The 18,258-nt window shown below is 60.5% G+C and carries 18 protein-coding genes and 4 tRNA genes; 13 read left to right on the plus strand and 9 right to left on the minus strand.

Annotated features, from left to right (window positions below; genetic code table 11):
- The first annotated feature begins 10 nt into the window (after positions 1 to 10).
- The 6 genes from tolB (at position 11) to IB234_RS08970 (ending at position 4,231) form a co-directional block, all read left to right on the plus strand.
- A complete protein-coding gene (gene tolB / locus IB234_RS08945) occupies positions 11 to 1,282 on the plus strand; it encodes a Tol-Pal system beta propeller repeat protein TolB (protein WP_225580454.1) in 1,272 nt (423 codons plus the stop codon).
- Between the two features lie 56 nt (positions 1,283 to 1,338).
- Complete coding sequence (gene pal, locus IB234_RS08950; protein WP_192316649.1) at positions 1,339 to 1,836, plus strand: peptidoglycan-associated lipoprotein Pal; 498 nt, start codon at positions 1,339 to 1,341, stop codon at positions 1,834 to 1,836.
- Positions 1,837 to 1,842: 6 nt separating this feature from the next.
- A complete protein-coding gene (gene ybgF, locus IB234_RS08955; RefSeq protein WP_192316651.1) occupies positions 1,843 to 2,655 on the plus strand; it encodes a tol-pal system protein YbgF in 813 nt (270 codons plus the stop codon).
- Positions 2,656 to 2,775: 120 nt separating this feature from the next.
- Complete coding sequence (queE, locus tag IB234_RS08960) at positions 2,776 to 3,423, plus strand: 7-carboxy-7-deazaguanine synthase QueE (RefSeq protein WP_192316653.1); 648 nt, start codon at positions 2,776 to 2,778, stop codon at positions 3,421 to 3,423.
- A 1-nt stretch (position 3,424) separates the two neighbouring features.
- Positions 3,425 to 4,099: a 7-cyano-7-deazaguanine synthase QueC gene (queC, locus tag IB234_RS08965; protein WP_192316655.1), complete on the plus strand. Its 675-nt coding sequence runs from the start codon at positions 3,425 to 3,427 to the stop codon at positions 4,097 to 4,099.
- Between the two features lie 56 nt (positions 4,100 to 4,155).
- Positions 4,156 to 4,231 (plus strand) — tRNA-Lys (locus IB234_RS08970).
- 106 nt (positions 4,232 to 4,337) lie between these two features.
- On the opposite strand, the gene IB234_RS08975 is transcribed toward IB234_RS08970, so the two are convergent.
- From IB234_RS08975 to IB234_RS08990, 4 genes are all read right to left on the minus strand, one after another.
- The gene (locus IB234_RS08975; protein ID WP_225580455.1) at positions 4,338 to 6,704 is read right to left on the minus strand and encodes a TonB-dependent siderophore receptor; all 2,367 of its coding nucleotides are present in this window, start codon (positions 6,702 to 6,704) and stop codon (positions 4,338 to 4,340) included.
- Between the two features lie 119 nt (positions 6,705 to 6,823).
- Positions 6,824 to 7,759: a FecR domain-containing protein gene (locus tag IB234_RS08980; RefSeq protein WP_192316659.1), complete on the minus strand. Its 936-nt coding sequence runs from the start codon at positions 7,757 to 7,759 to the stop codon at positions 6,824 to 6,826.
- Entirely contained in the window at positions 7,752 to 8,273 is a 522-nt protein-coding gene (locus IB234_RS08985) for a sigma-70 family RNA polymerase sigma factor (RefSeq protein WP_192316661.1), read from the minus strand. The genes IB234_RS08980 and IB234_RS08985 overlap by 8 nt, the downstream gene beginning before the upstream one ends.
- 140 nt (positions 8,274 to 8,413) lie before the next feature.
- A complete protein-coding gene (locus IB234_RS08990) occupies positions 8,414 to 10,078 on the minus strand; it encodes an electron transfer flavoprotein-ubiquinone oxidoreductase (protein WP_192316664.1) in 1,665 nt (554 codons plus the stop codon).
- A 324-nt stretch (positions 10,079 to 10,402) separates the two neighbouring features.
- Here IB234_RS08990 and IB234_RS08995 point away from each other — a divergent pair, with 324 nt between their 5' ends.
- Both IB234_RS08995 and IB234_RS09000 read left to right on the plus strand, forming a co-directional pair.
- Positions 10,403 to 11,152, plus strand: coding sequence for an electron transfer flavoprotein subunit beta/FixA family protein (locus IB234_RS08995; RefSeq protein ID WP_043310197.1), 750 nt, complete (start codon positions 10,403 to 10,405; stop codon positions 11,150 to 11,152).
- Positions 11,153 to 12,082, plus strand: a complete 930-nt coding sequence (locus IB234_RS09000) for an electron transfer flavoprotein subunit alpha/FixB family protein (protein ID WP_137972571.1) — start codon at positions 11,153 to 11,155, stop codon at positions 12,080 to 12,082.
- A gap of 67 nt (positions 12,083 to 12,149) precedes the next feature.
- On the opposite strand, the gene IB234_RS09005 is transcribed toward IB234_RS09000, so the two are convergent.
- A complete protein-coding gene (locus IB234_RS09005) occupies positions 12,150 to 13,073 on the minus strand; it encodes an alpha/beta fold hydrolase (protein ID WP_192316666.1) in 924 nt (307 codons plus the stop codon).
- A gap of 102 nt (positions 13,074 to 13,175) precedes the next feature.
- On the opposite strand from IB234_RS09005, the gene IB234_RS09010 reads away from it, so the two are divergent.
- The 3 genes from IB234_RS09010 to IB234_RS09020 are packed head-to-tail and all read left to right on the plus strand — an operon-like array spanning position 13,176 to position 15,177.
- Entirely contained in the window at positions 13,176 to 14,027 is an 852-nt protein-coding gene (locus tag IB234_RS09010; RefSeq protein WP_412547907.1) for a substrate-binding periplasmic protein, read from the plus strand.
- Positions 14,024 to 14,374, plus strand: coding sequence for a DUF4398 domain-containing protein (locus IB234_RS09015; RefSeq protein WP_192316668.1), 351 nt, complete (start codon positions 14,024 to 14,026; stop codon positions 14,372 to 14,374). The genes IB234_RS09010 and IB234_RS09015 overlap by 4 nt, the downstream gene beginning before the upstream one ends.
- Positions 14,371 to 15,177, plus strand: coding sequence for an OmpA family protein (locus IB234_RS09020; RefSeq protein WP_192316670.1), 807 nt, complete (start codon positions 14,371 to 14,373; stop codon positions 15,175 to 15,177). The genes IB234_RS09015 and IB234_RS09020 overlap by 4 nt, the downstream gene beginning before the upstream one ends.
- Positions 15,178 to 15,347: 170 nt before the next feature.
- Here IB234_RS09020 and IB234_RS09025 read toward each other — a convergent pair.
- The 3 genes from IB234_RS09025 to IB234_RS09035 form a co-directional block, all read right to left on the minus strand.
- Positions 15,348 to 15,432, minus strand: a tRNA-Leu gene (locus IB234_RS09025).
- Positions 15,433 to 15,487: 55 nt separating this feature from the next.
- Positions 15,488 to 15,563 (minus strand) — tRNA-His (locus IB234_RS09030).
- A gap of 31 nt (positions 15,564 to 15,594) precedes the next feature.
- Positions 15,595 to 15,671, minus strand: a tRNA-Arg gene (locus tag IB234_RS09035).
- Between the two features lie 257 nt (positions 15,672 to 15,928).
- On the opposite strand from IB234_RS09035, the gene folD reads away from it, so the two are divergent.
- Complete coding sequence (folD, locus tag IB234_RS09040; RefSeq protein ID WP_192316672.1) at positions 15,929 to 16,783, plus strand: bifunctional methylenetetrahydrofolate dehydrogenase/methenyltetrahydrofolate cyclohydrolase FolD; 855 nt, start codon at positions 15,929 to 15,931, stop codon at positions 16,781 to 16,783.
- A gap of 167 nt (positions 16,784 to 16,950) precedes the next feature.
- Positions 16,951 to 17,235: a hypothetical protein gene (locus tag IB234_RS09045; RefSeq protein ID WP_192316674.1), complete on the plus strand. Its 285-nt coding sequence runs from the start codon at positions 16,951 to 16,953 to the stop codon at positions 17,233 to 17,235.
- Between the two features lie 33 nt (positions 17,236 to 17,268).
- Here the strand turns inward: IB234_RS09045 and IB234_RS09050 are convergent, their stop codons facing one another.
- Positions 17,269 to 18,171, minus strand: coding sequence for a LysR family transcriptional regulator (locus tag IB234_RS09050; RefSeq protein WP_192316676.1), 903 nt, complete (start codon positions 18,169 to 18,171; stop codon positions 17,269 to 17,271).
- Positions 18,172 to 18,258: the final 87 nt, after the last annotated feature.

Genomic DNA, 18,258 nt, shown 5'->3' on the forward strand with positions numbered 1-18,258 from the left:
GTTCCTAATCATGCTCTGCTGCGCTGCCGGTCTGGCAGTCGCGGACGAGAAGAACATTCTGGTCACCGGCGGTTCTGATCGGGCCATCCCGATCGCCGTGGTGCCCTTCGGCTGGCAGGGCGGTTCTGTCCTGCCTGAAGACCTTTCCACCATCATCGGTGACGATCTGCGTAACAGCGGTATGTATGCGCCGATCCCGCGTCAGAACATGATCAGCCTGCCGACCTCGGCGGCCGAGATCATCTACCGTGACTGGCAGGCGCTGGGCGCGCAGTACGTGATGGTGGGTAGCATCGTGCCGAACGGCGGCCGCCTGCAGGTTCAGTTCGCCCTGTTCAACGTGGCGACTCAGCAGCAGGTAGTTGCCGGTACCGTTGGCGGTACCACTGACCAGCTGCGCGACATGGCTCACCATGTTGCTGACCAGGCATTCGAGAAACTCACCGGTATCAAGGGGGCCTTCTCCACCAAGATGCTCTATGTCACCGCCGAGCGTTTCGGAGTGAACAACACCCGTTACACCCTGCAGCGCTCTGACTACGACGGCGCCCGTGGCGTGACCCTGCTGCAGTCGCGTGAGCCGATCCTGTCGCCGCGTTATGCGCCGGATGGCCGCCGTATTGCCTACGTGTCTTTCGAGCAGCGCCGTCCGCGCATCTTCATGCAGCACATTGATACCGGCCGTCGTGAGCAGTTGACCAACTTCGAGGGGCTAAATGGTGCCCCGGCGTTTTCGCCGGATGGCAATCGCCTGGCCTTCGTGCTGTCCAAGGACGGCAACCCGGAGATCTATGTGATGGACCTGGGGTCGCGTCAGATCCAGCGTGTGACCAACTCCGGCTCGATCGAGACCGAGCCGTTCTGGGGCAAGGATGGGCAGACCCTGTACTTCACCAGCGACCGTGCCGGCAAGCCGCAGATCTATAAGCAGAGCATTCATGGTGGTGCCGCCCAGCGTGTGACCTTCACCGGCAACTACAACGCCAACCCGAAGTTGTCGGCCGACGAGAAGACCCTGGTGATGATCCATCGCCAGGACGGCTTCACCAACTTCAAAGTGGCAGCTCAGGACCTCGTGACCAGCCGCCTGCGCATTCTTTCCGAGACCAGTCTGGACGACTCTCCCACTGTTGCGCCCAATGGCACCATGCTAATCTACGCCACCCGCCAGCAGGGCCGGGGAGTACTGATGCTCGTCTCCACCAATGGGCGTGTCAGGCTCCCGATTCCCACCGCTCAAGGTGACGTCCGGGAACCTTCCTGGTCTCCCTTCCTGAACTGATGCGGTAAAACACTTTTCTGCTTTAAACACACCTGGGGTTCATTAGGAGTTACATCATGGAAATGCTGAAATTCGGCAAATTTGCTGCTCTGAGCCTGGCTCTGGCCGTGGCTGTTGGTTGCTCTTCCAAAGGCGGTGACGCTTCCGGCGAAGGCGCTGTTGATCCGAACGCTGGCTACAACGCTGGCAACAGCGGTGTTGACGGTGCTCTGAGCGAAGAAGCCGCTCTGCGCGCCATCACCACCTTCTACTTCGAGTACGACAGCTCCGACCTGAAGCCGGAAGCCATGCGCGCTCTGGACGTACACGCCAAGGACCTGAAAGGCAACGGCGCTCGCGTCGTTCTGGAAGGCCACACCGACGAGCGCGGCACCCGCGAGTACAACATGGCTCTGGGCGAGCGTCGTGCCAAGGCCGTTCAGCGCTACCTGGTTCTGCAGGGCGTTTCCCCGGCTCAGCTGGAACTGGTTTCCTACGGTGAAGAGCGTCCGGTTGCTACCGGCAGCGATGAGTCCTCCTGGGCTCAGAACCGTCGCGTCGAACTGCGTAAGTAATTCGTCATGCGTAAGTGCCCTCGTATCCTGACCTCTCTGATGCTCGCCCTGCCGCTCGCGGCGGTGGCCGAGGTCCCCGTGGTGGATGGAAGCTCCGGTAGCAGCTATCCACCAGCCGGTTACGGTACGAGCGGCGCCTACGCCGGAGGCGGGGCGCAAGCCCCGGCTTCGGCGCAGGGTCAGCTGTTCATGCAGTTGCAGCAGATGCAGGACGAGATTGCCCAGCTGCGGGGCATGCTCGAAGAACAGCAGAATGAGATCCAGCGTCTCAAACAAGAAGGCGATGCCCGCTACCAGGACATCGACAGCCGCCTGCAAGGTGGCACTGCCGGTGCGCAACAGGCACCTGCACAGAATTCCCCGGCCGACGGCGCGATCAGCGCCGCAGGCACCCCAGCTGCCCCTGCCCAGCAGGCGCCGGCAGCCAGTAATGAACCCGCCGACCCGGCGAAGGAAAAGCTGTATTACGACGCTGCCTTCGATCTGATCAAGGCCAAGGATTTCGACAAAGCCAGCCAGGCATTCAGTGCCTTCCTGCGCAAGTATCCACAGAGCCAGTACGCGGGCAATGCACAGTACTGGCTGGGTGAGGTGAACCTCACCAAGGGCGATCTGCAGGGTGCCGGGAAGGCTTTCGCCCAGGTTGCCGCCAATTACCCAACGCATTCCAAGGTTCCGGACTCTCTGTTCAAGCTTGCCGATGTCGAACGTCGTATGGGTAATAACGATCGTGCCAGAGGCATTCTCCAGCAGCTCATCGCCCAGTATCCCGGATCGTCCGCGGCGCAGTTGGCGCAGCGTGATCTGCAACGCCTCTGAGCCAATCCTCTGTCGGTCAGAAACCCGCGCTAGTCGCGGGTTTTTTCGTTACTATCGCCGCCCTTTGTTCAACCGCAACGGAGGCGGATGGCCTGTCTCGCCGTCACGCCCGGTGCCGATATGCAAGAAACCCTGCGCATTACCGAGATTTTCTACTCGTTGCAGGGCGAGACGCTCACCAGTGGTCTGCCCACGGTTTTCGTCCGCCTCACCGGCTGCCCGCTGCGCTGCCAGTACTGCGACACCGCCTACGCCTTCAGCGGCGGCGAGATCACCAGCCTGGACGCCATCCTCGAACGGGTAGCCAGCTACAAGCCGCGCTATGTCTGCGTGACCGGTGGCGAGCCGCTGGCCCAGCCCAATTGCGTTCCGTTGCTGAAGCGTCTGTGCGATGCGGGCTATCAGGTTTCCCTGGAGACCAGCGGCGCTATCGACATTGCCCCCACCGACCAGCGTGTCAGTCGGGTGGTCGACCTGAAGACGCCTGGTTCGCGGGAGATGTCGCGCAACCTCTACAGCAACATGGACGAGCTGACCGGCAAGGATCAGGTCAAGTTCGTCATCTGCTCGCGCGAAGACTACGACTGGGCCGTCAGCAAGCTGATCGAGTACCGTCTGGACGAGCGCGCCGGAGAAGTGCTGTTCTCTCCCAGCCACCAGCAGGTGAGCGCACGCGATCTGGCCGACTGGATAATCGCCGACAACCTGCCGGTGCGTTTTCAGTTACAGCTGCACAAGATTCTCTGGAACGACGAGCCGGGGCACTGATATGACTGACAAGAAAGCCGTGGTGCTGCTCTCGGGCGGCCTCGATTCGGCCACCATTCTCGCCCAGGCCAAGGCCGCCGGTTTTGCCTGCTACAGCGTGAGCTTCGACTATGGCCAGCGCCACCGCGCCGAGCTGCAGGCCGCCGAGCGCGTGGCGCGTCAGCTAGGCGTGGTCGAGCACAAGGTGATCGGTCTCAACCTCAATGGCATCGGCGGTTCGGCCCTGACCGACAGTTCCATCGCCGTGCCCGAGGGCCCGACCGAGGGCATCCCGATTACCTACGTGCCGGCACGTAACACCGTGTTCCTCTCTCTGGCCCTGGGCTGGGCGGAAGTACTCGGCGCCCATGACATCTTCATCGGCGTCAACGCGGTGGACTACTCGGGTTACCCGGATTGCCGCCCCGAGTTCATCGCCGCCTTCGAGCGGGTGGCCAATCTGGCGACTCGCGAGGGCGTGGAGGGCAGTGGCTTCCGTATTCAGGCGCCGCTTCAGAACCTGAGCAAGGCGCGAATCGTGCAGATCGGCCTGCAGCATGGCGTGGACTATGGTCTGACAGTGTCCTGTTACCAGGCCGATGACGACGGCCGTGCCTGCGGCAAGTGCGACAGCTGTCGCCTGCGCGCCGCTGGTTTTACCGCGGCCGGAGTGGCTGACCCGACCCGTTACGCCTAAAATTTTTCGTGGAGTGTTGATTTTCTGAATCAAATCAGTATCATGCGCTCCGCGTTGGGTCGTTAGCTCAGTCGGTAGAGCAGTTGGCTTTTAACCAATTGGTCGTAGGTTCGAATCCTACACGACCCACCATATTTAGATTTCTCGCGGTGGAGGCGATATTTCTGGTCATAGCCCAGAAGCTGTTTCGCGAGACGTCCCCTAAAGCCCACCTAGAAGGTGGGCTTTTTCGTTTGTGCTACCAGTCGTATTTCACGCTTCCGATCAGGGTGCGTTCCACTCCTGCGAAACAGCCGTCAACCTCATCACCGTAACAGGTGGAGGTGTACTCGCGGTCGAACAGATTCTGAGCATTCAGGGCTACGATGATCTGAGGCGTCAGCCGATAATGGGCTCCCGCATCCACCAGGGTATAGCTGGATACGCGAACCTGGTTGGCTGTATCGCCGTACATCTCCCCGATGTAGCGGGCGCCACCTCCGAGGCTCAGGCCTTGCAACGCTCCATCGTGGAAGCTGTAGCTGATCCATGCCGAGGCCATGTTCTTCGGCACATTTGGGGTCTCGTTGCCCTTGTCGCCGCCATTGCTCTTGGTGATCTCGGTGTCGGTGCGAGTGTAGGAGGCCAGCAGGTCCCAGGCCTCGCTCAACCTGGCGCGTGCCTCCAGTTCAATGCCGCGCGAACGAACTTCTCCCTGGGCGACACTGAAGGTTCGATCCAGCGGGTCAGTGGTCAGCACATTGCTTTTGATTATCTCAAACGCTGCTGCAGTCAGCAGGAGGTCATCGTGCGGCTGGTACTTGATACCGGCTTCCCACTGTTTGGCCTCGCTTGGCTCGAAGCTACCGCCATCTCGGGCTATGCCGCTGTTCGGCAGGAAGGATTCCGAGTAGCTGATATAAGGAGCCAGCCCGAAATCGGTCTTGTAGACCACGCCCAGTTTGCCGGTAAAGGCGTGCTCTGTGAGCTTGTGGCTAGCGGCGAGCTGGTCCTGGTGTTCCAGTCGATAGTCGTCGTAACGGCCTCCAGCAGTAACAATCCAGCGCTCGCCCAAGTGCAACTGGTCCTGCAGGTAGTAACCAATCTGCTCGGTGGTTTCGCGGTAGTTGATCTTGGGTGTGGTTGGGCGTGGTACGTCGATGCCGTAGCGCGGCATTTCCGGGTCGAACAGGTAAGGCAGGAGTGCGGGCAGCGTCAGGTCGCTGTAGTAACGACGGACATCGGCGTGCGCCCGTGCGTAATCGATACCCGACAGCAGGGTTTGCTGCACGTCGCCCGTGATGAGGTCGTACTGCAGCTGGTTGTCCACGGCGAGGGCATTCAAGTGCTCGTCCCAGCGCCGTGGTTGGCGGGCGACCAGGTTGCCCGCCGGGGTGCCGGCTAAAGCGGGCACAAGGTCGGAGACTCTGCCCAGCGGCAGCATGTTGTTCATCTTCACGTCGACCTGGCCTTGGCGAAGGTTCTGGCGAAACTGCAGGCTATCGCTGATGCGGTGTTCGAACTGGTAGCCGACGCTGTACTGGTCCTGATCGAAGTGGTTGAACTCGTAGTCGTTGAGCAGGGTGTCGGTGGGGGCTAGATGCTCGGTATAGGGGCTGACGGTGCCACCAGAGCGGTCGCGCAGCAGGTCGGCGAGCAGCGTCAGGCGCGTATCTTCGCTTGGCGCCCAGGTAAGGGATGGCGCCAGGTAAAGATGATCATCGGCGACTTCGTGACTGCTCCCGTAGTCATGCTGAGTGTTGCTGTCGCGCGCGACTCCAACCAGTCGGTAGAGCATGCTTCCGTCTGCGTCGAGGCGGCCGCCTACATCGAATTGCCCCAGCACGCGATCAAAGCTTCCGTATTGCAGTTCTACTTGATGTACACCTTCGGCCAGCGGCTTTTTGCTGATGCGGTTGATCAAGCCGCCGGCTTCGCCGGCACCGAATAGGGTGGATCCGGGGCCGCGCAGAATATCGACCCGTTCGAGTGCGTAGGGGTCGGTACGGAAGAAACTGTAGCTGTTGCTTTGCTGACGCAGGCCGTCGCGGAAGTCGCTGGTGGCCTGGGCGTTGAAGCCACGGATGAAGACCCAGTCGTAGCCTTTCGGATCCATCCCGTAGGTTTCCACCTTGACGCCGGGCACATAACGCAAGGCCTCGGTTACGCTCTGTACCTGCTGGTCGTTCATCTGATCACGGGTGATAACCGAAACGGACTGCGGTAGCTCAAGGACATCGGTATCGGTCTTGCTTGCCGAGCTGATGCGTAGCGGTACGTAGCCGTTGCTGGTGTCCAGGCTTGCGGCATGGGCATTGATGTCCAGTGGAGAGAGGTTCAGCGCACCTTCCTTTACCTCCACCAGGTGATAGCTGCCGTCGGCGTTGCGCTGCAGTTGCAGTGGTTGCCCGCGAAGAGCCTCCTGCAAGGCGCGTTCGGCGGTGAAGCGTCCCTGCACCGGCTGAGCGATGGCTTGCGCCACCTGAGAGGGTTGGATGACCAAGATGAGCCCGGCGTCCCGAGCGATCTGTCCTAGCGTTGCATCGAGGGGCGCACTGGGCAGAGTGTACTGATGGAGTTCTTCGGCATGCGCCAGACCGCTGGTGAGCAGCAGTCCGGCGCTCATGAGCATTAGACGCAGTAGGGGCGGGCGGAGCGGAGGGACAGGCATCTCGAATCCTATTCGTGAGTGATGGGTAGAGCTGGTACCGATCAGGCTCGGGAAAATCATAGGGTCGGTGCGGATTATTCTTTCGGGGCGGCAACCACTCGTGTCCAGAATGGACCCAGGCGCTGTATTCGAATCGGCAGGGTCTGTTCCAGCGCACTGAGGGTTCGATCGCTTTCATGCAGGGAGAAGCTACCGCTGACGCGAATTCCCTGCAGTTCCGGGGCGAGGGTGAGAACATCGCTGCGGTAGGTGCCGAGTTGTTCGATTACCCAGCCTAGTGGTTGATCTCGAACCTGCAGCATGCCTTTGGTCCAGGCATCAACTCCCGGTGGAGTGGCCTGCGGAGTGCCGAGGCGCCCGTCTTGCAGGTGCAACTGCTGGTTTTCTCCAACCACGATCTTCTGAGTATCGCCGCGGACCTCTACCGCCGATCGCTGTACTGTGACGAGACTGCCCTGGTAGTCGCTCCGTACGGTGAAGCGAGTGCCCAGTGCGCGTAGCCTGCCGTCTTCGCTAAGCACGATGAATGGTCGAGTGTCACCTTCATGGGCGGTCTCGATGGCGATGTGGCCGCGGCGCAGAATGACCAGGCGTTCTCGGTCATCGAAGCGGATGTCGACGGCGCTACGTGGGCCGAGCAACAGGCGGCTGTGGTCCGGCAGTTCGATCTCGCGTATCTCTCCGGTCTGGCTATAAGCGTCGGCGGTCAGTTCGGCGAGTGGCCATTGTCGGTTCAGTATCATCAGGCCCAGGCCGCTGGCAAACAGCAATGCCAGTGCAGTAGCCAGAGGTTTGCGTGCGGTCCGATGGCTGGCCAGCAGGATCTGGCGCTGAGAGCTATCGAGTTCCGCGAAGGGCTGGTTCAGTGCACGCAAGCGTTGCCAGGCGAGGGCATTTGTGGGGTCTTCCGTCAGCCAGGCCAGGAGGCCAGCCTCCTGCAATGGATCGCTTTCGATCCGCAACTGCCAGTCGATAGCGGCGGCAATGGTGGCGCGCGATGGCTCAATCATGCCAGGAACCATAACGAAATTCGTAGCAGTGCAGAGTGGCTCTGGCCAGGTACTGCTGAATGCTGGCGGGAGAAACGCCCAGTTTCTCGGCGATCTGCGCCTGGGTTAGTCCTTGCAGGCGATGCAGCAGGAAGGCTTGCTTGACGCGGCTTGGCAGTCCGTCGAGTTGGCGATCAATAACCCGCAACTGCTGCAGATTACTGAGCTTTTGCTCCGGACTTGGATGGTCCGCTTGAGGCCGGTGCCCCAGGTACTCCAGATAGCTGCGTTCGAGCGCCGAACGACGGAAGTGGTCGATCAGCAGGCCTCTTGCTACGAGGGCCAGGAATGAGCGATTGCCGTGTTCTTCACTGAGGTCCGGTTTGCTCAGCAGGCGCACAAAGGAGTCGTGGCTAAGATCGGCCGCTTGCTCCCGATCACTGAGGCGTCGCTGAAACCAGCGCAAGAGCCAGGGCTGATGTTCGCGATAGAGCTGGTCGACGATGCGATGAGATGGAGAGGTGCGGCCGGCCATGTGACACGCTTATGAAACTTAATGATAAGTCTTCGCGATTACATCATGTTCATACATGGTGGACAAGAATGCCGAGAGGCTTTCCTGATGTTGTATGCCGCAGAAAGAAGAAAGGCTCCTTGCGGAGCCTCTCGTCGTCATCACATGTTGGGGTAGTTCGGGCCGCCGGTGCCTTCTGGAGCGATCCAGGTGATGTTCTGGGCTGGGTCCTTGATGTCGCAGGTCTTGCAGTGCACGCAGTTCTGCGCGTTGATCTGGAACTTCTTCTCGCCGTCTTCCTGGGTCACCACCTCGTACACGCCGGCCGGGCAGTAACGCTGCGCCGGTTCGTCGTACTTCGGCAGGTTGACGCTGAGCGGGATGCTGGCATCGGTCAGCTTCAGGTGGCAGGGCTGCTCTTCCTCGTGGTTGGTGTTGGAGAGGAACACCGAGGAGAGTTTGTCGAAGCTCAGCTTGCCGTCCGGCTTCGGATAGTCGATGCGCTTCGACTCTGCAGCGGGCTTCAGGCAGGCGTAGTCCGGCTTGGTGTCGTGCAGAGTGAAGGGGATCTTGCCGCCGAAGACGTTCTGGTCCAGCCAGTTCAGGCCGCCGCCGAAGACCGGACCGAACTTGTGTAGGGCTGGGCCGAAGTTACGGCTGCGGAACAGCTCGTCATACAGCCAGCTGGCCTTGAAGCCGTCGACATAGCCATTGAGCAGGTCGCCGCCCTCGCCATCGGCCAGCAGCACATCGGCTACCGCTTCGGCGGCCAGCATGCCGGACTTCATGGCGGTGTGGCTGCCCTTGATCTTGGCGAAGTTCAGGGTGCCCAGGTCGCAGCCGATCAGGGCGCCGCCCGGGAAGACCATTTTCGGCAGCGAGTTCAGGCCGCCTTTGCAGATGGCGCGAGCACCGTAGGCGACGCGTTTGCCGCCTTCCAGGTACTGGGCGATCACCGGGTGGTGCTTGTAGCGCTGGAACTCGTCGAACGGCGACAGGAAGGCGTTACCGTAGGACAGGTCGACGATCAGGCCGACCACGACCTGGTTGTTTTCCAGGTGGTAGAGGAAGGAGCCACCGGTGTTCTCGGTGCCGATCACGTCCAGCGGCCAGCCGGCGGTGTGTACTACCAGGCCCTGCTCGTGCTTGGCCGGATCGATGTCCCAGATTTCCTTGATGCCGATGCCGTAGTGCTGGGCGTCGGCTTCGGAGTCGAGGTTGAATTTCTTGATCAGCTGCTTGCCGATGTGGCCACGGCAGCCTTCGGCGAACAGGGTGTACTTGCCGCGCAGTTCCATGCCGGGGGTGTAGTAACCCTCTTTCGGGTGGCCTTCACGGTCCACGCCCAAGTCGCCGGTAACGATGCCGCGAACTACGCCGTTCTCGTCGATCAGCGCTTCCTGAGCGGCGAAGCCCGGATAGATCTCGACGCCCAGGGCTTCGGCCTGCTGGGCCAGCCAGCGGCAAAGGTTGCCCAGGGAGATGATGTAGTTGCCTTCGTTGTGCATGGTCTTCGGCACGAACAGGCCAGGGACCTTGATGGCGCTGTCGGCGTTCTTCAACATATAGATGTCGTCACGCTTGACTTCGGTGTTCAGCGGAGCGCCCAGTTCCTTCCAGTTGGGGAACAGTTCGTTCAGGGCGCGCGGCTCGAAGACCGCGCCGGAGAGGATGTGAGCGCCGACTTCGGAACCCTTCTCGACCACGCAGACGCTGATTTCTTTGCCGGCATCGGCGGCCTTCTGCTTCAGTCGGCAGGCGGCGGACAGGCCCGAGGGGCCGGCACCGACGATGACGACGTCGAATTCCATAAATTCGCGTTCCACAGAGAATCTCCTAATCAAGGCTTCTTCGGTGTTATTGATTTGGCTATGGCTAGGCTTTCTCTGGCCTGCGCGCTGGGCATTATATATACAGGCCCTTGCACGTCCAATACAAACGTTTGTTTGAATTTTCCCAAAGCCATGTAGCGCAAGGCTTGGCGCCAGATAAATGGGAGTTTTTCGTGTTGACCGAAAAAGGTGTTCCGGTCAAGATACGGGCGGTTTTGCGTTCGCCGTATGGGCTGACCGTCGGTTCCGGCCGACCTGCAACACTGGCCAGGCTTGCCTTGGCGACATTCTTATTCACCGGAGAGTAACGAGGAATCCATGAAGGTTCTTGTAGCTGTCAAACGAGTGGTCGACTACAACGTCAAAGTCCGCGTCAAGGCGGACAACTCCGGCGTCGACCTCGCCAACGTCAAGATGTCGATGAACCCCTTCTGCGAAATCGCCGTAGAAGAAGCTGTACGCCTGAAAGAAAAAGGCGTAGCTAGCGAAATCGTCGTCGTCACCATCGGCCCGAACACTGCTCAGGAGCAACTGCGTACCGCACTGGCTCTGGGTGCTGACCGTTCCATTCTGGTCGAGACCAACGAAGAGCTGAACTCCCTGGCTGTCGCCAAGCTGCTGAAAGCCGTGGTCGACAAGGAGCAGCCGCAACTGGTCATCCTCGGCAAGCAAGCCATCGACAGCGACAACAATCAGACCGGCCAGATGCTGGGCGCCCTGACTGGCTTCGCCCAGGGTACCTTCGCTTCCAAGGTCGAACTGGCTGGCGACAAGGTCAACGTGACCCGCGAAATCGACGGCGGTCTGCAGACCGTTGCTCTGGCCCTGCCGGCGATCGTCACCACCGACCTGCGCCTGAACGAGCCGCGCTACGCGTCGCTGCCGAACATCATGAAGGCCAAGAAGAAGCCGCTGGACGTGGTTACCCCGGACGCTCTGGGCGTCTCCACCGCCTCCACCGTCAAGACCCTGAAAGTCGAAGCGCCTGCTGCCCGCAGCGCCGGCATCAAGGTCAAGTCCGTGGCTGAACTGGTCGAGAAACTGAAGAACGAGGCGAAGGTAATCTAAATGACTATCTTGGTTGTTGCAGAACACACTAACGCCGCTCTGGCCGCTGCCACTCTGAACACCGTTGCCGCTGCTCAGAAGATTGGTGGTGACATCCACGTGCTGGTAGCCGGTTCCAATGCCGGTGCTGCTGCCGAAGCCGCTGCCAAAATCGCTGGCGTGAGCAAGGTGCTGGTTGCCGATAACGCTGCCTTCGCCAACCAGCTGCCGGAAAACGTCGCTCCGCTGGTTGCCGAGCTGGGCAAGGGCTACAGCCACATCCTGGCTGCTGCTACCAGCAACGGTAAGAACATCCTGCCGCGCGTTGCTGCTCAGCTGGACGTCGACCAGATCTCCGAGATCGTTGCCGTCGAAAGCGCCGACACCTTCAAGCGTCCGATCTATGCCGGTAACGCCATCGCTACCGTGCAGTCCTCGGCTGCCGTGAAAGTCATCACCGTGCGTGGCACCGGCTTCGACGCCGCTGCCGCCGAAGGTGGCTCCGCTGCCATCGAAGCCGTCACCACTGGCGGCGACGCCGGCAAGTCCTCCTTTGTCGGCGAAGAGCTGGCCAAGTCCGACCGTCCGGAACTGACCGCTGCCAAGATCGTCGTTTCCGGCGGCCGTGGCATGCAGAACGGTGACAACTTCAAGCACCTGTACGCTCTGGCCGACAAGCTGGGCGCTGCCGTTGGCGCTTCCCGCGCTGCCGTCGACGCCGGCTTCGTGCCGAACGACATGCAGGTTGGCCAGACTGGCAAGATCGTCGCTCCGCAGCTGTACATCGCGGTCGGCATCTCCGGTGCCATCCAGCACCTGGCAGGCATGAAGGACTCCAAGGTCATCGTCGCTATCAACAAGGACGAAGAAGCCCCGATCTTCCAGGTGGCTGACTACGGCCTGGTGGCTGACCTGTTCGAAGCCGTACCGGAGCTCGAGAAACTGGTCTGATCCAGTTTCCCGCTCTCACAAAAAACCCGCTCGTCGAGCGGGTTTTTTGTTTTCGGAAGGCAGGTTTCTAAAAGCTGTCGAGGAAGGCCTGATAGTGCTGCGCCGTTTCCTCGGGGCGCTCGATCATCGGCGCGTGTCCGCAGTTCTCCATCACCACGACGGTCGGCTTCTTCAGTAGGGGTTTCATCACCTCGATACTGGAGACATCCAGTACCCGGTCCTGATCTCCCCATAGCACCAGAGTGGGTGCCTGAATCATGGGTAGCTCTGGCTCTAGCGGCACATAGCGCTCACGCAGTTGGGTGAAAATCATGTCGTAGTGCGCCTGGTTGGCCATGGACTGCTCGGCGAAGTGGCGTTTGAGTGAATCCGGGAGAGGGGGTGGGCTGACGAAGACGAAGTCCATCAGGGTGCCAAAATCGTCGGCGTTGCGCACCACCAGTGGGTTGGGTTGGCCGCGCTCGATCATTTCGAACATTTCGCTCTTGCGTGGTGAGGTCACGCCGGCATTGTCCAACAGGGCAGCACTAAGCACCTGGTCCGGATGGCGGGCGGCGTAGAGGGCGGCGATGTGTCCGCCCATGGAGTTGCCGATGAGGTGGAGCTTTCCGAGCTTGAGCGCCTTGGTGAAGGCATGTACGCGCTCCATCTGACTGGCGACATCGTAGCTGGCATTCGGCTTGCTACTTTCCCCGAAACCGGGAAGGTCCAAGGCGATGACGTGGTAGCGCTCCGTGAAGTGCCGAGCGAAACGGAGCCAATTGTCACGGTTTGCTCCAAATCCGTGAATCATTACCAGGGTTTCACCATCCCTGGGGCCACCTTCGTAGTAGTGTACGGTCATTCCATCGACGGTAACTTGCTGCGCGGCAAGACCGGCAAGCTGGCGCTCGGTGAACTGTACGCCAGCTATTAGCAGGCTGGGGGACAGATATAAGGCTCCCGCTGCGCCTGCCAGTAAGAGAATTACACCCAGGGCGAGTTTTTTCATGGCGAATCCTTATCGCAAATTATTATTAGCCGCTGCGTCTACGCTACCATGAAGAGGTTAAGGCTGGCGGTCTGTCTGCCACGAATGTCGGCGGTACTTCCAATGCGAATGATGCATTCATTGAAATTCATCTGTTGCCTGCTGGTTATGGTGTTGGCTCCGAGCGTGGCGTTGGCGGCCAAGGCTGGCAAGTGCGAGCGGTTGATCGCAACCGGTAATCCTGAGTACCCGCCCTACCTGTGGCGCGACCCGTTGAGCCCGCAGCATCTGATTGGCGCCAATGCGGACCTTCTTGCGCTGATCGGGGAGCAGTTGGGTGTAAAGATCGAAATCATCTACACCGGCCCATGGTCCAGGGCTCAGGACGAAGTGCGTACTGGACGGGTTGATCTGCTGGCGGGGGCATTCCTTACGTTGGCGCGCCTCGATCACATGGATTACGTGCATCCAGCTTTCTTCAATACTCCGAGCGTGGTCTGGATCCGCAAGGGGCAGGGTTTCCCCTATGCCGGCTGGGAGGATTTGCGCGGCCGCACTGGCGGTATTCTGGTTCATAACAGCTTCGGTCAGCAGTTCGACAGCTTCGCCAAATCCAATCTGAGTTTGGAGGAGGTGCCCAGTCTCATCCAGGCGTTCCAGAAGCTGTTGCTCGGGCGTACCGATTACGTGATCAATGAGCGCTATCCAGGTGTGGCTTTGGCTACTACCCAGGGCATGATGGAAAATCTGGAAACCCTCGAGCCGCCGGTTTCCAGTGAAGGGCTGTATTTAACACTCTCGCATGACTCCGCCTGCAACGACCCGTGGCTGCGCGGACAGTTGGCCAAAAAGATGACAGAATTGACCGCTGCGGGTCTGCCGGAAGCCCTTCTGCAGCGCAATCTTGAACGCTGGAAAGCCCAGCAATTGCAGGCCGCTGATATTCCCTCGCAAAAGCAGGAAGAGTCCCAGTGAATCAACGTTTCATCCTTGTCCTGGCGTTGTCGGCGCTGGCTGGTTGTGCCAATGACCCGGCTCCGAACGAGCAGATTCGTCTGACTATCCAGGCCGTCGAGCAGGCGCGTGCAGTCGGTGCGGATCAGCAGATAGAGGAGATGCGTGAGGCCGAGCGCAAGCTGGCACGCGCCGAGAAGAATATGGGTGAAGAAGATTACAAGCGGGCGCGCGTCTTTGCCGAGCAGGCGGAGCTGGATGCTCGCCTTGCCGAGGCCAGAGTGCTTAACCAGAAGAGCCAGAAGCAGCTTGATGAGCTGAATGCCCGTCTCGCGCGTCTGCGCAAGCAGTTGGGAGAGCTGCCGTGATTCCGAAGGTCGCTCAAGGTTGCATTCTGCTGTCCCTGGCCTTGCTCTCCGGGTGCGCGAGCCAGTCCAGTGAGCTGGTTCTGCACGAGGCTGAAGCCAGTTTTCAGAAAGTGAAGGAAGATCCGGATGTGCTGCGCAGTGCGCCCAAGGATGTGATTCGTGCGAGCGAATCGTTGGCGCGCGCCGAGCGTCTGGCGACCTACTGGGGGAGCGGTGAGGACGTCGAACACTATGCGTTTCTCAGTCAGCGCTATAGTCAGATCGCTCGCCAGCACGCTGATCTCAATCTCAGTCAGGAGCGACTTGCGAGGCTAGAGCTCGAACGGGAGCGCCTGCAGCTGGCACTGCGCGAGGCAAAGTTGCTCGGTGCTCAGCAGCAGGGGCAATGGCTGGAGGAGCAGGTCGTCAATCTGGCCGCCAGCGAGACGGATCGCGGTCTGGTCATGACGCTTGGCGATGTGCTGTTTGATGCTGGACGAACTGAGCTCAAGGCTTCCGCCAATCGAACCATTCTCAAGCTGGTGCAATTTCTCCAGATCAATCCGCGGCGCACCATTCGTATCGAGGGTTATACCGACAACAGCGGTGTGGCTGCCGAGAACCTGGAGCTCTCTCGCGCTCGCGCGCAGGCGGTAGCGGATCTGTTGGCGGATCTGGGTATCGACACCGGGCGAGTCGAGGTCAAGGGCTATGGTGAGGCTCATCCTCTTGCGGAGAACGCTTCGGCCAAGGGGCGTGCGCAGAACCGCAGGGTAGAAATTCTCATCTCCGATGAGAAGGGTGTGCTCGGAGGGGGGCGCTAGTCGTCGCCTAAGAGGTCTATTTCGTGAAACGCCCGGGTCTATTGTCCGGGCAGACAATCTGCCGTCATCGCATGGTGCGAGTGCAGTGCTTCTGGGGGAGGGGGCTGGATGTGAACGCTTCTGGAGAAGCGTGGGGCGTGAATACGCCATGCCTGCTTAGGGCGATTGTATGGTGCGGACGGAGAGACTCGAACTCTCACACCTTGCGGCGCCAGAACCTAAATCTGGTGTGTCTACCAATTTCACCACGTCCGCGTGGTATTGCTTGAAATGAAAACGCCAGGCTATTGGCCTGGCGTTCTCTGGAATATGGGGTGGACGATGGGAATCGAACCCACGACACCAGGAGCCACAATCCTGTGCTCTACCAACTGAGCTACGCCCACCATATTGCAGTGCTTGTGCCTGATTCGCCAATGGCGCACCCGGCAGGACTCGAACCTGCGACCATCCGCTTAGAAGGCGGATGCTCTATCCAGCTGAGCTACGGGCGCTTAATCATCTGCAAGCAGACTCTGAAGCTACAGCTCCAGCCATTTCTGGCTGTTGCGTTCTTACCCAGCGTTGGCTGTGCTCGACAAGCGGGGCGCATGTTATATAGCCGTCCCCTCAACGTCAACCATGTAATGAAAAAAATCCTGCTGGATAAAGGGGTTACGGAAAAGCTCCGAGCATGTGCCTTTGCCCTGCCGGTCGCACATGAGAGAATAGGCGCCATTTTCTCCACCTTTCTCATGGTTAAGCGAGCGTCATGACCGCAAAACTGATCGACGGCAAGTCCATTGCTGCCAGCCTCCGCCAGGATATCGCCAAACGCGTCACCGAACGACGCCAACAGGGACAGCGGGCGCCCGGGCTTGCCGTGATTCTGGTGGGTAGTGATCCCGCGTCCCAAGTGTATGTTTCGCACAAGCGCAAGGATTGCGAAGAAGTCGGTTTCGTTTCGGTGGCTCACGATCTGCCTGCCTCGACCACTCAGGGCGAGCTGCTTGGCCTGATTGATCAGCTCAATCGAGACAGCGCCATCGATGGCATTCTGGTGCAGTTACCGTTGCCTGCTCACCTGGATGCTTCGCAATTGCTCGAACGCATCAGCCCGGACAAAGACGTCGACGGCTTCCACCCGTTCAACGTGGGTCGCTTGTCGCAGCGTATGCCGCTGCTGCGCCCGTGTACGCCCAAGGGCATCATGACCTTGCTGGAAAGCACCGGTGTCGATTTGCACGGGCAGCACGCGGTCGTGGTGGGTGCCTCCAACATCGTCGGACGCCCAATGGCGCTGGAACTGCTCCTCGCGGGCTGTACCGTGACCGTGACCCACCGTTTCACTCGAGATCTTCCGGGACATGTGGCCCAGGCGGATATCGTCGTAGTGGCGGCGGGAAAGCCTGGCCTAGTCAAGGGTGAGTGGGTCAAGTCGGGAGCGATCGTCATTGATGTCGGCATCAATCGTCAGGCCGATGGCAAACTGGTGGGTGACGTCGAGTTCGAGGCGGCGGCCGAGCGGGCTGGATGGATCACCCCCGTTCCGGGAGGTGTCGGCCCCATGACCCGGGCTTGTCTGCTGGAGAATACGCTCTACGCGGCTGAGCATCTGCACGCCTGAACTCTCAAGTAGCCGTGAATGCGTCAGGGAAGCCTGGCGCTGCTGGGCGTAAGGTTCAAAGCGGCGTCTCTTGTGGGGCTCTTTCCTGCGGTGGTCGATAACCGGTATGCATCCTGCGGGCTCGGCGCTGTCTGACTCTCAGGAGACCTGCTACTGGAGTCCTGCACATGTGCCTGCGCCCGTTACTTCTGCTGATTATTCCCTGCTCGTTCGCCTGGGCTCAGCCGCCTGGGCTTCCCGGCACTTCTACACCGCAGCCCTACGAGCGGCCGGAGATTCGTAATGCACCCTCGGGGTCACGTGATCGCCCGCCACTGCTGGTCAACCCGGCAGCGCCTCGTACCCCGATGTCTCCTCCGCAAGCCTTGCCGAAGGACAAGCCGCTGCCGACGCTGGAAAGCGAGCGCCGCAGTCAGCAGCGCCACCCTGCCGAGTCCATCGACAAGCCATGATGGGGCGGGCGCAGCGGAGAGCAACATTCCGGCCTAACTGGCTATCGGCTCGTCGAGGCGGACGAGGTGTTCCTCCATCAGATCCAGCCAGGCCTGTGCGGCGCGTGACAGATATGCGCCGCGCCGCCAGATGAACGCGATATCCCAACGCAGGTCGGGCTCGCGCAGCGCCCGGCGAACCACCCCAGGCCGCTCCAGCTCCCTGGCCACCACTCTAGGCAGCAGCACCACCCCTTGGCCGGCCGCCACCAGGGCGGCAAGGAAGTCGGCCTGCCCGCTGCGGCCACCTTCGACCGGGGTGAAGCCGAGTTCCTGGCAGGCGCGTAGCAGGCGGTCGTTAAGGGTGAAACTCTGCTGGTAGAGCAGGAACGGGGTGTCGGCCAGCTGAGCCAGGGCCAGGCTGTCGGCACTGGCCAGTGGGTGGGTTGTCGGCAACAGGACATCCAGCGGCTCGTTGCAGAATGGCCGGCTGTCGAAGGCTGGGTCGTCCGGCTGCAGGCCGGAGCCCAGTTCGAGGTCTCCACTCAGCACTAATTGTTCCATCAGCTTGCTGCCACCCTCCTGTAGATGGACCTGGATATTCGGGTAGCGTCGGCGGTACTCGGCGAACAGGCCGGCGAACAGTGCGTCGCTACCGAGCAAAGGGAGGCCCAGTCGCAGTTCGCCGCGGGCCAGCTGGCTGAGATCGTCCAGTTCACTGAGCAGCTCCTGGCGCAGACGCAGCATATCTTCCGCGCGGCGCTGCACCACGCGGCCGGCATCGGTCAGGCGTAGATGCGGGCCGTTGCGTTCGAGCAGTTGCACGCCGAGGCGCTGCTCCAACTGTGCGACCTGTTTGCTAACCGCAGACTGGCTGGCATGCAGCACGCCGGCGGCCTGGGTGAAGCCGCCTTGGCGCACGACCTCGGCGAAGGCGCGTAACTGTTTGAATTCCATTTTGGAATGCCTTTTATTCTAATAATTCGCTTTTGGGATGATAGGTCGCCGCTTAATCTGCTTGCCAGTGCAAGAGGGTCTTCGTCG

The sequence above is a fragment of the Pseudomonas sp. PDM16 genome, assembly GCF_014851865.1.
Lineage (GTDB): Bacteria > Pseudomonadota > Gammaproteobacteria > Pseudomonadales > Pseudomonadaceae > Aquipseudomonas.